Below are 517 nucleotides of genomic sequence, written 5' to 3' on the forward strand. Positions count from 1 at the left end.
GACTTGTTGGTCTAAGTCTTTGGGTAGGTTGTTTTGGTTGTAGTAGCGTTTGCCAACAATGAGGAATTCTTGATCAGCTCCGCTGTGTTGTTCAATTTCTGGGTGTCCATCGAGTTTGAACCAGTAGCCGACTTGGCTGTCTCTGACGCTGGCTTTGGCGATGAATTGTTTGCTTTGTCCAGCGTAGTAGTCGCTAAGGTGTTGGTTGAGTTTTTCGACTTGGCTGTTGCCTGAGGCGGTGGCTTGGTCTTCACCTTTGAGGTCTTGGATCCATGCAGGGCTGATGTGCCATGCTTGTTCGAGGCCTAGGCTGGCATTGTCTTGGTGATCACTGTGTTGGTGTTTGCTTTGGACTGACCCTGCGCCTTCTTCTTGTTCGAGGGCTGTGGCTTGCCAGCGTTGTAGGTGGACTGCGGTGGGTTGTAAGCTGCGTTGTCCGATAAAACTGGTGATGGTATCAAATTGTTCTGTCGCATCACTACGGTGGTAGCGGATGTTGCGTCGGTTAAGCGCTTGG

General features: G+C 50.9%; 1 pseudogene. It reads right to left on the minus strand.

What is annotated here, in order from left to right:
* Positions 1–517: pseudogene (locus AC1M89_RS14740) on the minus strand (type VI secretion system Vgr family protein); the annotation flags it as partial.

Source organism: Acinetobacter sp. ANC_7635, from assembly GCF_056779945.1.